Consider the following 12,945-nt stretch of genomic DNA (forward strand, 5'->3'; position numbering starts at 1 on the left):
ACGTGGTCGTCTCGTGGCTCAATGATATAGCGGCCTCCCGCAGGCCGTTTGAGAGCCGGATCAGCGACAAGCCGCTATCGGTGCGGATACAAGGGCTTGTTTGGCAGCAGCAAGCTTCCGCCATTCCGATGCTAGACTGCTTTTGGCGCGTGGGACCCGAAACGATGGTCTTGTCGCTGTCACGAGATCTGGTGGAGGCGCTCGTCTCGACAGTACAGAGCGGCCTTGGTTTACCTTCCGAGCCAACCGCTTCCCTGATTGTCGAACTTGCACTTGAGCCGCTTGTCGCTCGAATGGAAGAGCAGACGCAGCTCGACGTGCAGCTTCTGGGCGTGCGCGAAGCCACGACACTTGCTCCTTACCTTGAGCTTGATATCGGCTTCGGCCCAGTCAGCGGCCAGGGCCGCCTGTTCCTGTTCTCTCCTCTTGATGGCTTGGTGCCGTCTGCCTTCCGCGCCTTGGGCGAACTGGTTGGCCAATTGCCGCGGCAGCCGCGCGAGGTCTCGCCGGAGTTGCCGGCCATCGTTGCAGGAGTAATCGGCACGCTCTGCGTTCCAGCAGCGGTTCTTCGCCAAGCATGTATCGGTGACGTTCTGTTGCCAGACATATCGCCGTTCGGCCGCGGCCAGATCACTCTATCCTTGGGCCAGTTATGGGCCGGGGCAGATATTGAGGGCGACGACCTAATCCTGCGGGGTCCCTTCCGCCCGCGATCGTGCCTTTTGGAGAACGTCCCTATGTCGACACAACCGCAATCGCAGCAAGAACAGTCGCAACCCGATCTCGACGACGTCGAGATCGTCCTTGTCTTTGAATGCGGCCGCTGGCCGATGCCTCTAGGCGACTTGAGGAGCGCGGGCGAAGGACACGTTTTCGAACTTGGTCGGCCAATCGATGGTCCGGTCGACATAGTCGCCAACGGCCGGCGCATAGGGCGTGGGGATATCGTGCGGGTCGGAGATGAGCTGGGCGTCAGACTCCGTGGCAGATTGGCATCCAATGACTGAGATTCAGCCCGCAATTCTGTCGCTTCTTGCGGTTACAGGCGGACTCGGCCTGCTGGTTCTAGCAGTCGTCACAACCACGGCTTTTATCAAGGTATCGGTTGTTCTGTTCCTCGTCCGCAATGCGTTGGGCACCCAGACGATACCACCCAACATAGTGCTGTACGCCGCGGCACTCATCCTCGCCGTTTTCATCAGCGCGCCTGTTATCGAACAGACCTATGATCGGATGACGGATCCGAAGCTGCGTTATCAAACGTTGGACGACTGGGTAAGCGCCGCCAAAGTGGGCCGTGAGCCCGTGCACGACTATCTGAAGAAATTCACAAATGAAGAACAGCGCGTTTTTTTCTTGTCGTCGGCGGAAAAGCTGTGGCCAGAGGAAATGCGCGCCAAAACCACACCTGATGATTTTGCGATTCTCGTGCCGTCCTTTCTAATTTCAGAACTCAAGCGCGCATTCGAAATAGGCTTTCTTCTCTATCTCCCCTTTATCGCGATCGATCTTATCGTGACGACAATTTTGATGGCGATGGGCATGTCGATGGTATCCCCGACAGTCATATCGGTGCCTTTCAAGCTCTTTTTGTTTGTCGCTATTGATGGGTGGTCGAAGCTAATGCACGGGCTGGTCTTGAGTTACGCCACACCGGGAGGTTGATTATTACTCAATCCAGCATTGTCACTCTTATGAGCCAGTCGTTGGTGGTTTTCATGATCTGGATTCTGCCGCCGCTCATTGCATCGGTGGTTGTTGGCCTGGTCATCGGGATTATCCAGGCGGCAACGCAAATCCAGGATGAGAGCTTGCCCCTCACAGTCAAGCTTCTGGTCGTTGTGGCGGTGATCGGCATGTTTGCCCCTGTGCTGAGCGCCCCGCTCCTAGGACTGGCCGACCAGATCTTCACGGAGTTTCCCGCAATAACTCCCAGCTACCAGCCTCCACCATGAATGCGTCATCGCCCGAGATTCCAATCCTGATCCATGCGGCAATCGACCTCTTGGCTGCAGCCGCCCTTGGCGCGGCTCGGGCGATAGGCATCATGATGGTGCTTCCAGTGTTTACACGGGCTCAGCTTGGCGGGCTCATCCGCAGCAGCATGGCTGTTGCCCTCGCACTGCCATGCTTACCACTCGTCAGCGACGGCTTGCAGGCGCTGGATCCTGAAACACGTCTGATCCAGGCAACTCTGCTCGGCGTGAAGGAGATCTTTGTCGGACTGCTACTAGGCACTTTTCTCGGCATCCCGTTGTGGGGCCTTCAGGCGGCCGGCGAGTTTGTCGACAGCCAGCGCGGCATCACCAGCCCGTCTGCTTCGTCCGATCCGGCGACGAACAGTCAGGCTTCCGCTATGGCAGTTTTTCTCGGGATCACCGCAATCACAATGTTCGTGGCGTCGGGTGGCTTGGAGGCTGTGGTCAGCACCCTTTATGGCAGCTTTCAGATCTGGCCTGTGTATCGGTTTCGCCCCATACTATCCGTGCAAGGTGCAATGGAGGTGTTAAAGCTCCTCGACCGCATCATGCTCACGACCTTGTTGGTCTCCGGGCCTGTAGTGTCTTTCCTGATGCTGGTTGACATGTCGATGATGATATTGCGGCGTTTTGCGCCCCAGTTCAAGTCGAGCCAACTGTCACCGATGATCAAGAATATTGGCTTTCCGATTATCATGGTCGGCTACACTGCCTACCTCATCGAGGCAATGAGCCTGGAGATCACACAAACGGACGGCGCGCTTGAGTGGTTTGACAAGCTTCTGAAATGAGCGACAGCAGCGAAGAGAAGACACACGCCGCCAGCTCTCACAAGCTCGACGAGGCGCGCAAAAAAGGGCAGATCGCGCACAGTTCCGATTTTGTCCGCGCGGCCGCCTCTTGCGCTGCGCTCGGCTATATTTGGCTAAGAGGGAGCGTGATCCAAGACAAGTGCCACGAAGCGTTGCTACTTGTCGATAACCTGCAGAATCTGCCCTTCCATACAGCAGTCCGGCAGGCACTCGTCCTGCTGATTGAACTCACAGTGGACGCTGTTGGCCCGCTGCTTGGGACTCTCATCGCCGCGGTGATTGTGGCCGCCATAATAGCCAATGGTGGATTTGTGTTCTCACTGGAGCCGATGAAGTTCAAGTTTGAGAAGATCGACCCCTTCCAGGGATTGAAGCGCATGGCGTCTGCGCGTTCTGCAGTGGAAGTTGGCAAGACGCTGTTCAAGGTGGCGGTCCTGAGCACAACCTTTTTCCTCTTCATTCTCGGCACGTGGAAAACGATGATCTATCTGCCGATCTGCGGCACGGGCTGTATTGGCCTCGTCTTTACGCAGGCGAAGCTGCTGAGCATGATCGGCGCCGCTGCCCTTCTGGTCGGCGGCCTGGTCGATCTGCTGGTGCAGCGTGCGTTGTTTCTGCGCGAAATGCGCATGACCATGACCGAAGTGAAACGCGAGTTCAAGGACCAGGAAGGTACGCCGGAGTTGAAGCGTGAACGACGCCGCCTGCGCGAGGAGTCTGCGCACGAGCCTCCCCTGGGGGTGCACCGGGCCAATTTGGTCGTGAGAGGGAAGGCCATACTCGTCGGTCTGCGTTACGTTCGCAGCGAATTCGGGGTACCGATGATGGTGTGCCGCGCCGAGGGCGAGGCTGCTTCGAACATGTCAACCGAGGCGCGGGCGCTACGCATCCACATTGTCGATGATGATGTGCTTGCGCATCAGCTTATCAGCAAAACGAAGCTGGGCAACGCCGTTCCTGCACAATGTTTCGCGCCTGTCGCGAAGATACTTTATACCGCGGGCTTGGTATAGACGTAGCCTAAGCCTTGGCCGGCGATAAGCCGCAGTTTCAACACGAAACACTCACGTCAGCTCTTCCTTTTGCATCTACAACGGCGGCTTTGTCAGCTCCTAGTCAGCCAAGTGGTCTATCCAGGCGTGCTGCAGCAACCAGCCTGGATTCAACTAAAAAATATAGGAGCAATCGTCATGTATGGTAGAACTGGTAGCTCGTCCGGTGGTCACTACAGTTACAGTGGGCACGGGCAAACGGATGCAGGAAGCCAAGACTTCTCAGACAGACTGGCCCGAATGCATCTAGGCGGGTCGGGTTCCGGCGGCTCATCCTCGGGGGGCGCGCAAGGCTATTCCCTCCAAGACCGGCCTCCGGTGGTGCAGATCGACAGGTCTACTTTCAGGAAGGAGGCAAGGCAATTTCATGGCGGTGAGATCCATCGTATCGCCGACAATCCACACGAGTATTCGGAATTCGTATCTGCACGAGCCAGACGCACCGCGGACGTTGCGAGTCAATTCGCCGTGCGTCGAGACTCGGAGCACGCGCAATATTTCAGCTATCAGTTGGGAGACAAGAGCGTCGGACTGCTGAGAACAGAAGGCGGGTTCAGCATGACTGACTTCGAATCGGAAAGCTGGAGGGAACAATTTCCTGGTCGAACCGAGGTCACTTCAATTGTGGATCTTCAGGTTGCTCATCCGCTCGTCGAGAATGCAGGCGACATTCTGCTGGAGCATCAACTTCGGATGGACGGCGAACGGCCTTTGCTGAACTGGCGTGCGGCCAACCCGGAGGCACAAGCCCGCGCAGCGGCGATGGGGTTCGTTGAAGTCGATGATGGCGACATGGTGCTTGACCCTACTCAGCATCCCGACAAGTGGACCAAGAACAGTGACGGTGAATGGCAGCGTGCAGGCAAGCCGGCGAAGTATCTCTGCAAGACTGAGGATCGTGGGAGCACTCGACCAGGTTCAAGCTCGTACGAGGATGACTTTATGTGACCGGGCGCTGGTGGAGATAATCGCGATCGCCGGCCGCTTCTGACTATGTGCGGTGTGCATGGTCATGTGCGGTGGGCGAAATGCTCGTCCGAAACGGCAGCACACATACGAGCGGCAGCACGCATGCGAGGCAGACTCAGGCGGAGCAGCGACCCGCCTGAGCAGCATCAAGTGCTTGGCTCGCTTCCCGTGTCCCTGCCTCCCAGCGCATCTGCTGGCGAATGCCATCTCCTGGCCGGCGCTGAAACAGGGCGCTGTTTCTAGCTGTGGGTGCTTGGCCGTCGCGCCATTTTGCAGCGCAGCCCATTCAATGGCGCTAGGTAGAAATCTGCCGACAAGGAGGGTGAAATCGCCCGAAGCTTTGCATTGCGACAGCGCCCGCTTTTTTCTGACGCTCGTCAGCTTGTCGAAAGGTGGCGGCACTAGCTTCAGGAGGTGGATGCCTACCGGCATAGCCGCCATACACGCATAAAGATAAACGCCGGAGTATTTGATGGTCGCAGGAATTGGAAGTTTTGGCAGCTTCGGTGCTTCCCTGGCTCATGGGCGTTCAAGCGGAAAAACGCCGCACGCACATGGCGGATCTTCTGATCCTAAAAAGCCGGTCGACCATAACAAGCCGGCTGATCCTGACAAGCCGGCCGATCCTAACAAGCCGGTCAAGGGACGCGATCGGACCGACATTCCATCCGATTCTGGCGACGGCCCGCAAGCGGTGGAAGAAGCCTTCCAACTGGCTCTCAGCGCCGTTGCGTGGACTGTGATGAACGATGTCATGTCTGATGCGGACGAGTCCATGGCAGACACTGAAGAGGATACCTGACGCTGGATGGTCCTTGTCAGGGTACCGTGCCATTGATGACGGCACAATTCGAAGAAAGGAAAACAATATGCCTGGTTCTAGTAAGGCCAGTACCGCTGTTAGCGCTGGTAGCGCTGTCGCCACGAATGCTGAATCCGCCGCGGCCAAAGCCGCTGCGGCTGCAGCGTTTCATGATCAAATCGCGGAGCTAACGGCAGTTAGCGCTGAGGCTACGGCTAGGAGCATGCAGTTGCGCGTGCTTACGACGGAGCTCACGAGCATCAAGAAGGCGGCCGACGAACGCGTTCAGTAGTGTCTGAATCGGGGCTCAGCTAGCCTCGATCGCGCCGCGGCGCGATGTGGAACTGAGATGAGCCGCGCGGCAATTGCCGCGCGGTTTCTCGCCTTGTGGGGAAGATCATCCTTGAATGACGCGGTTTGCCTTCATTTTGAAGTTTTATCGGGCCTCTATTGCGGACTGACGGGCGAGCTGGCCCCAGAACCGAACGTAATCGGCAGTGGCCTCGATGCCGATACGATCTTCGTCGAGCAGGGGCTCGCGCCGCATCATCTTCGTGTCACTCTTCTTGCCGATTCGATCGAGATCAAGGCCCTTGCCGCCGGACTGAGCGTTGAGGGCAACGGGGATATTGCCGCAGGCGAGTGCGCTGTTGTTCCTCTTCCGGTCGTTATTCACGTAGGCGAGATGTCGATACTCTGGTCGGGACAGGGTGCAGCGCCGGCTGGTTCAAGCGGCACACCACGCCTCTCGATCCCTGTACTAGCCTTCGTGCTAGTTGGCTCGGTCGGGATCGGCGCGCTCTCAACCGTTTTGTCCTACTACGGCAGCGCCGGTGCATCGAGCGCCAATTCTTGGCCTGATGCCACAGTTGAAGCCAGGGGACCCCACGACCCCACTGACAATCAGACCGCCCAGGCAGCGGCCAGGGACCTGCAAAAGGAAGTCGATAGAGCAGGCCTGCTCAACGTTAAAATCGGCTCCGCAAAGGGTGTTGTTACCGCTGAAGGCACCGTCACGTCTGCATCGGCCAGCAGTTGGCAGGGGATTCAGCAGTTGTTCGATCATCGCACGAAGGGCGCTCTGACACTGGTCAATGGAGTGGTCACCAAAGAAGAGAAGGCGCCGTCCGCAATCGCGCTTGAAGCGGTTTGGCGTGGGCCGTCGGCCTATGTTGTCATCGATGGCGAGAAGTATTTCGTCGGGGCCCTTTTGAAAGATGGATGGACCGTCGACCGGATCGAGGACGGCCACGTGCTGCTGAGACGGAATGGCCGCCTTGCTTCTCTCCGTTATTAAAGCTCCGGGTTCGCAGGTCATATTAGGGACAGATCCAATGGTCAGGCCGCCTCACTTACCCTGCCCGACTCGGTATCATTGGGTGCTGGGTGAAGGCATTGTCGTCCTGCGGAACGAACACGGCAGGTGGTCCTGCTCCGGCAAAATCGGAAACAGCTCGAGCAAAGCCAAATCGAGGGGGCTGGGACTCAGGGCAAGAATTCAATGTGCCCGACGAATATTTCGCAAACCGGTGACTTCGTGCTTATCCCAAAGCAGGAGCGCGACTTCCTTGGCGCGCTTTTCTACTTCCGGCACGCTGCCCCCGTCCATGTTCGGCATATTCAAGTGCTGCGGCTTCTCGCCTAAGCGCTCAACCCGGACCGTTTCTGCGGTGCGGCTGTGATGGTCCACGACAGACTGCATAGACTCGGTGCCAGCCGTTGTCGCGGCTTTTCAGTCTCAAGCCCAGTCGTGCGCTGGTGAGTCTTCGAAGCCGCGTAGCAGCGGAGCCACTCTCAAACGATCACAAAGGTGCCTCCATGGCCATCACCATGCGTAACCTCATCGAGCGCGCGCCCGCCAACCCGGACTTAATGGTCGCCCTGATGCTGCTTCTGGCCATAGCCATGATGGTCATGCCAGTACCGATCGCGGTGATAGACGGCCTGATCGGATTCAACATGGGATTGGCCATACTGCTGCTGATGGTTGCTTTGTACATCAGCACGCCACTTGAATTTTCCTCTTTGCCCGGCGTCATCTTGATTTCCACGGTATTCCGCCTGGCGCTCACTATCGCAACGACGCGATTGATCCTTGCTGAAGGGGAGGCAGGCAGCATCATCCACACGTTCGGGGATTTCGTGATCTCGGGCAACATCGTCGTGGGTATCGTCATATTTTTGGTCGTGACCATGGTGCAGTTCATGGTCCTCGCCAAGGGCGCCGAACGCGTAGCAGAAGTGGCGGCGCGCTTCACGCTCGACGCTCTGCCGGGCAAGCAAATGGCGGTCGATGCAGAGTTGAGGAACGGGCACATCGATGCCGAGGAATCTCGCAGGCGACGCGGGGCATTGGAAAAGGAAAGCCAACTTTACGGCGCCATGGATGGCGCGATGAAATTTGTGAAAGGTGACGCCATCGCCGGGCTGTTGGTTATTTTCATCAACATGCTTGGGGGGATTTCGATCGGCCTGCTTTCGAAGGGTATGCCCTTCGGCGAGGTGCTGCATCATTACACGCTGCTGACTATAGGTGACGCGCTCATCGCGCAGATTCCCGCCCTGCTGCTCTCCATTACCGCGGCCACTATCGTCACTCGTGTGACTGGAGCTGGGAGCCTCAACCTTGGGACCGACATAGTCAATCAACTCACGGCCAGCAAGCGAGCATTGCGGCTGGCGGCCTCGGTGCTGGTTGCGATGGGGTTTGTTCCTGGTTTCCCTTTGCCGGTTTTTCTAATCTTGGCCGCGATCTTCGCAGCAGCAAGCACTGTCAAGGGCAATGCGCTGGCCGCCAGGAACGTCGACTCTACAACTGCAGCTCCAGTGGACGCTCCAAACAAAAAAATGCCTGCAGAGGCATGTCCGATCGTGTTCTTCCATGCGCCGAACCTGATGCAGGCGATCGATCAAACCGAATTGCAACAGCACATTGCTCGCGTTTCGCAACTGGTCTCAGCCGATCTCGGCATTGTCGTTCCGCGCATCCCTGTCGCCGTCGATCAGCAGCTGCCCGACTCGCACTTCAGGATAGACATCGAGGGCGTGCCGGTCGCACAGGATTCTATTGATCCGACACAGCTGACGCTCAAAGACGGTGTGGCAAGCATTGAACCGAGCGGCATCCCTTTCCGGCAGGATTCAGAGACGAACACAATCTTGGTCGAACAAAGCCATGCACCGGCTCTCGAGGCCGCCGGCATCGGGCACCACCGTCCAAGCGAACGCCTCGCGTTACGTATCCAAGCGACGTTGACCCGCTATGCACCGCGCTTGGTCGGAATCCAGGAGACCAGCCAATTGTTGAGCCGGATGGAGCAGGAATATGGTGATCTCGTGAAGGAGGTCCTGCGCACGACGCCGATCCCCAGGATTGCCGATGTGCTGCGCCGCCTGCTGGATGAAGGGATCCCGGTCCGTAACACCCGCGTTGTCTTGGAGGCATTGGCCGAATGGAGCGAACGTGAGCAAAATGTCGCTCTTCTCACGGAATACGTTCGTTCTGGTATGAAGCGGCAGATCTGTCACCGCTATGCGAACGGACACGGAATCGTGCCCGCCTACATCATCGAACGTGAGACAGAGGATGTGGTGCGCAATGCGGTTCGGGATTCGACAGCAGGCCCACACCTCGTACTGGAGGACAGGCAAAGCGAAGCGTTGCTGTCACAGATGCGTCAGATCGTTTCCAGCACGGCGCCCGACCAGACTCGCCCTGTCGTGTTGACTTCAATGGATGTCCGCCGCTTCGTTCGCGGTTTTCTCACGCGAAACGGGATTGATCTTGGCGTGCTGTCTTATCAGGACCTCTCGTCCGACTTCACGATTCAACCGGCCGGATCCATCAAGCTCCGCCCAGAGTCAATTGGGGACCGTCAGGGGAAAAAGCTCGCCGTATCCGCGTTGCCGTCAACCGATAGCCAAAGCACTCGATGAAAGCTGAGAACCGAACATGAATGAGAATACAGTCGCTGCGCCATCAGCCTCATTTCGTTTGAGCCCAGTTCTGTTCGCCCTACTCGCGATTCTCCCTCTCGGCGGTTGCGCCAGCTGGAACAAGCCGGCTCTTTCAGTGAAGGAGACCTCGCCGCCAGCATTGCTCGCCGCCGATCACATCGATTCGGCTATGCGCAAACGAATTCTGCGCGAGGTCCGTCAGGATTCTCAAGAAAGGGCTTTGCGGGATCTGAAGCAGCATCCGGATAACGTCGACGCGGCAATCAGTGAAACGAGGCTCATGCTGGCGCAGAAACGCGAGCATGAGGCGCTTCAGGGGCTCGACAGACTCTTAGTTGCGGACCCAGGCAATGTACGTGCATTGAATGCGAAAGGAGTTATCCTGGATATTCAGGGGCGGCATGACGCGGCGCAAGCGCTATATCGGCAAGCTCTCAAAGCAGAGCCAGGGAATCAGATGTTGCAACACAATCTCGACCTGTCCCTGGCGGCTGACAAGAAGTCCGAACCGAGTGCGTTGGCACCGTCGCAGTAGCGGCGCCATGCACGATATTCGAGTGGCATGTCAGAGCGGTCGCGAAATCGGGTTCTTAGGCCATGCGTTGAAGGGTGCACGTCTCCTTCTCCTCGATTCGCCAAGGTCACCGATCGCAACATCCGCATCGGTGCAATGAAACGCGCCGAGGTCAAGGCCGGTCATGCCGCCCCTCGCCCAGGCATCATTTTTGCGAAAAGCAGAACGTCGACAGGGACGTCGGTACCGTCTTCGGATCCCGAACACTGGCTCCGGCTACGCCATGGCGAGGTCGAGACCGGCCGACCTGCACTCGCGCCCTCGGGTTCACGCACGATCGTTCCATCCAGATTGCACGCTGCTCTTACGAGAGACATCGGTTCCAATACAGCGCTGCATGGCTGCTCCTCACAGCGCGTGCGACGACGCTAGGCCGTCATCCTTGTCGAGTCGGATCCGCGCCTCCTGCAACGTCTGGGCACGCAGGTCTATGCGGCTCCCGTCTTCAGGAAGGGAAGGCGCTGCGTCGCCGGATCGAGGATCATGCCGACACGTCGTCGCCGCGCATCGTCATGTTGCGGTGATCCTTCCAGCGCAGCCGCTCGACGGGCGCGCGATAGCCGCTGTGTCCGCAGGCCGGGATCTCGAAGATGCCGGTCTCGACGCCGGCTTGATCGCTGATGGGTCGGACGCTGAGGCCCTGCAGCAGGCCGCGACGTCGATGTCCTCGGCCAGTTCCTCAACCGAGACACCGGCCTTGACGCGACGGACGTTCGATGGGCTGAGCACGAGCTGATTGAATGGAATGTCGCGCGAGGGCGACAGGGTGATCTTCTTCTTGGCAATAGCCATCGGGATGTACCCCCGGGACGGGCCGCCGAAAGCCTCTCTCTCGGCCTCCAACCGGTCACGAAGCACAGCGCCGCCCTCTCACTTTGAGGGCAGCGCCGCAAACCGATGATCAGGAAAGGCGCGGAGCCGGAGACACGCCGATCCGCATCTCCGGATTTCCGTGAGTCAGGTCGCCCGGTCGAGCAGCTTCTTCGCCCGCGCCTCCAGGTCGAGCCAGGCATTCTTGTGGGTCTTGTCGCGCGCGACCGCCGTGATGCCCAGTACGAAGTCGAAGACGCTCCGGGATGACGGAAGTCTTTCGGTTTTTCACCTTTTCTCGGGGGTCGATGGTGATACAAATCCTCGGATAATAGACGCCATACTCCGAGCTTACGTATCGTGCCCGAACCCGCATCCCAGCGTCGAATTGCCCACAGCGTGCTGAAAGCGCGCGGCATCGCGCGTCTGGCGGAACTGCGCGCGGAAGGCGTGACCGCCGCCACCATGAGCCGCATGGAGCGGGATGGCGAGGTGCTCCGGCTTGCGCGGGGGCTTTATCAGCTCCCCGATGCGCCGCTCGATGCTCACCACAGTCTTGCAGAGGCAGCGAAACGCGTGCCCAAGGGTGTGGTCTGCCTCGTTTCGGCCCTCGCGTTCCATCAGCTCACCGATCAGCTTCCAAGGCAGGTGTGGATTGCCATCGGCCAAAAAGACTGGGCCCGCAAGGCTGATGGCTCGCCGGTCCGGCTGGTGCGCTTCACGGACCGCCTACTCACGGAGGGCCTTGAATCCCACACCGTCGACGGTGTGCCCATAAAGGTTTTTGGCGTCGCCAATTGCTTCCGGTATCGGAACAAGATCGGCCTGTCCGTGGCGATCGAAGGCCTTCAGGAGGCGCTGCGCCAGCGCAAGACGACGCCGGGTGAGATTGCCAGGCAAGCGGAGCGAGGAACCGTGGCCACGGTCATCCGACCTTATCTTGAGGCACTGACCGCCAATGGCTAAGGAAATCAAGAATATCGGCGCCTCGGTGCGCGCCCGCCTGCTGCAACTCGCTAAGGCAAGCAGCCAGAGCTTCGACCTGGTTCTGACCCGTTTCGCCCTGGAGCGGCTGCTCTTCAGGCTCAGCCAGTCACCCCACGCTGACCGCTTCGTGCTGAAGGGCGCATTGCTGATGATGAGTTGGTTCGATGATCCTCACCGAGGTACGCGCGACCTTGACCTGTTGGGTTTTGGTGATCCGAGCGCGGAGCCGATGCTGGCGACGTTTCGGGAGATCCTGTCGCAGGACACCGGCGATGGCATCGAGTTCGACGTTGACGCACTCCGAGTGGATCCTATCCGTGAGGAGCTGGAGTATGGCGGGCTCAGGCTGCGGACGACGGCCTCGATCGTTCCCACAATACGCAATGGGCCAGGAGCGTCATAAGCATTGGTCGCATGACGGGCAGGTCCCGTCTCCCATCCGGGCGGGGCTCGCGGGGATCGATGCTCTGAACCTCGCCGTGCGGCGACGTTTCCGGACCAGGACCAAGGGGCGAGCCGAGGCCACGCGATTTGCGAAGATTCCCAAACCCGCTGGACCGCAGGGGCTGCTTTGGGGCGATAAGGTCATCAATGTTCGTAACAATGGTCGGCGTCGCACCTAGGCTGCCGATCCTGCCAGCACAGGCACGGCGAGCAGCGCCTGTGCCGATGATGCCCCCCGGGCTGAATAGCGCGAATAATAGTGGTGGTGTGGAACGGCCCGCCGAGCCGTCGCGGACCATGTCGGGCGGAGAACTCTCATCAACCCGTCCGACGGCGGCAGAGGATCATGAAGCGCTTCAAGTCAGCGCGACATCTTCAGCGTTTCGTTTCCGTACACGACCCGATCGCCCGACCTCTTTTACGTTCCCCGCCACGGTATTCGACCCACCCACCATCGAGAACTGCGAGCAACTGCCATGCAAGGATGGCGCCAAATCGCGCGCCCTCACGCCCGATGAACCAAAGCTCACTCCCAGATCTTGTTTTCACAGTTAAGTTT

General features: G+C 58.8%; 12 protein-coding genes and 3 pseudogenes. 13 read left to right on the forward strand and 2 right to left on the reverse strand.

The annotated features are described in order from the left end of the window. Positions 1-164 precede the first annotated feature (164 nt). The 8 genes from sctQ (at position 165) to H0241_RS19505 (ending at position 6,911) form a co-directional block, all read left to right on the forward strand. Positions 165-1,007, forward strand: coding sequence for a type III secretion system cytoplasmic ring protein SctQ (gene sctQ, locus H0241_RS19470; RefSeq protein ID WP_235984361.1), 843 nt, complete (start codon positions 165-167; stop codon positions 1,005-1,007). Further along, positions 1,000-1,665 carry a type III secretion system export apparatus subunit SctR gene (gene sctR, locus H0241_RS19475; protein WP_181059229.1) on the forward strand — a complete coding sequence of 222 codons (666 nt, stop codon included), beginning with the start codon at positions 1,000-1,002 and terminating at the stop codon, positions 1,663-1,665. The genes sctQ and sctR overlap by 8 nt, the downstream gene beginning before the upstream one ends. A gap of 29 nt (positions 1,666-1,694) precedes the next feature. After that, positions 1,695-1,955: an EscS/YscS/HrcS family type III secretion system export apparatus protein gene (locus H0241_RS19480; RefSeq protein WP_181059230.1), complete on the forward strand. Its 261-nt coding sequence runs from the start codon at positions 1,695-1,697 to the stop codon at positions 1,953-1,955. Continuing rightward, positions 1,952-2,770 carry a type III secretion system export apparatus subunit SctT gene (gene sctT, locus H0241_RS19485; protein ID WP_181059231.1) on the forward strand — a complete coding sequence of 273 codons (819 nt, stop codon included), beginning with the start codon at positions 1,952-1,954 and terminating at the stop codon, positions 2,768-2,770. The genes H0241_RS19480 and sctT overlap by 4 nt, the downstream gene beginning before the upstream one ends. Continuing rightward, on the forward strand, positions 2,767-3,804 hold the full coding sequence (locus tag H0241_RS19490) for an EscU/YscU/HrcU family type III secretion system export apparatus switch protein (protein WP_181059232.1): 1,038 nt from the start codon (positions 2,767-2,769) through the stop codon (positions 3,802-3,804). The genes sctT and H0241_RS19490 overlap by 4 nt, the downstream gene beginning before the upstream one ends. A 357-nt stretch (positions 3,805-4,161) precedes the next feature. Further along, positions 4,162-4,791, forward strand: a complete 630-nt coding sequence (locus tag H0241_RS19495; protein WP_328824758.1) for an effector protein NopP — start codon at positions 4,162-4,164, stop codon at positions 4,789-4,791. A 493-nt stretch (positions 4,792-5,284) separates the two neighbouring features. Then, positions 5,285-5,614, forward strand: a complete 330-nt coding sequence (locus tag H0241_RS19500) for a nodulation protein NopC (RefSeq protein ID WP_181059234.1) — start codon at positions 5,285-5,287, stop codon at positions 5,612-5,614. Positions 5,615-6,017: 403 nt separating this feature from the next. Next, positions 6,018-6,911 (forward strand): SctD/MshK family protein, encoded by an 894-nt coding sequence (locus H0241_RS19505; protein ID WP_181059354.1) that lies wholly within the window; start codon positions 6,018-6,020, stop codon positions 6,909-6,911. A 201-nt stretch (positions 6,912-7,112) separates the two neighbouring features. On the opposite strand, the gene H0241_RS19510 is transcribed toward H0241_RS19505, so the two are convergent. Next, a complete protein-coding gene (locus H0241_RS19510; RefSeq protein ID WP_181059235.1) occupies positions 7,113-7,304 on the reverse strand; it encodes a hypothetical protein in 192 nt (63 codons plus the stop codon). A gap of 128 nt (positions 7,305-7,432) precedes the next feature. Between H0241_RS19510 and sctV the strand changes: the two genes are divergently transcribed. Both sctV and H0241_RS19520 read left to right on the forward strand, forming a co-directional pair. Then, positions 7,433-9,550 (forward strand): type III secretion system export apparatus subunit SctV, encoded by a 2,118-nt coding sequence (gene sctV / locus H0241_RS19515; protein ID WP_181059236.1) that lies wholly within the window; start codon positions 7,433-7,435, stop codon positions 9,548-9,550. A gap of 16 nt (positions 9,551-9,566) precedes the next feature. Then, the gene (locus H0241_RS19520) at positions 9,567-10,106 is read left to right on the forward strand and encodes a hypothetical protein (protein ID WP_181059237.1); all 540 of its coding nucleotides are present in this window, start codon (positions 9,567-9,569) and stop codon (positions 10,104-10,106) included. Positions 10,107-10,695: 589 nt separating this feature from the next. On the opposite strand, the pseudogene H0241_RS35720 reads toward H0241_RS19520, so the two are convergent. Next, positions 10,696-10,937 (reverse strand): annotated as a pseudogene (locus H0241_RS35720) (DNA-binding protein); the annotation flags it as partial. Between the two features lie 378 nt (positions 10,938-11,315). Here H0241_RS35720 and H0241_RS19530 point away from each other — a divergent pair. From H0241_RS19530 to H0241_RS19540, 3 genes and pseudogenes are all read left to right on the forward strand, one after another. Then, the gene (locus H0241_RS19530) at positions 11,316-11,921 is read left to right on the forward strand and encodes a type IV toxin-antitoxin system AbiEi family antitoxin domain-containing protein (RefSeq protein WP_181059238.1); all 606 of its coding nucleotides are present in this window, start codon (positions 11,316-11,318) and stop codon (positions 11,919-11,921) included. After that, positions 11,914-12,309 (forward strand): annotated as a pseudogene (locus tag H0241_RS19535) (nucleotidyl transferase AbiEii/AbiGii toxin family protein); the annotation flags it as partial. The gene H0241_RS19530 and the pseudogene H0241_RS19535, both read left to right, overlap by 8 nt. Before the next feature lie 378 nt (positions 12,310-12,687). Continuing rightward, a pseudogene (locus H0241_RS19540) lies at positions 12,688-12,904 on the forward strand (IS6 family transposase); the annotation flags it as partial. Positions 12,905-12,945: the final 41 nt, after the last annotated feature.

The organism is Mesorhizobium neociceri, from assembly GCF_013520985.1.
GTDB classification, from domain to species: Bacteria; Pseudomonadota; Alphaproteobacteria; order Rhizobiales; family Rhizobiaceae; genus Mesorhizobium; species Mesorhizobium neociceri.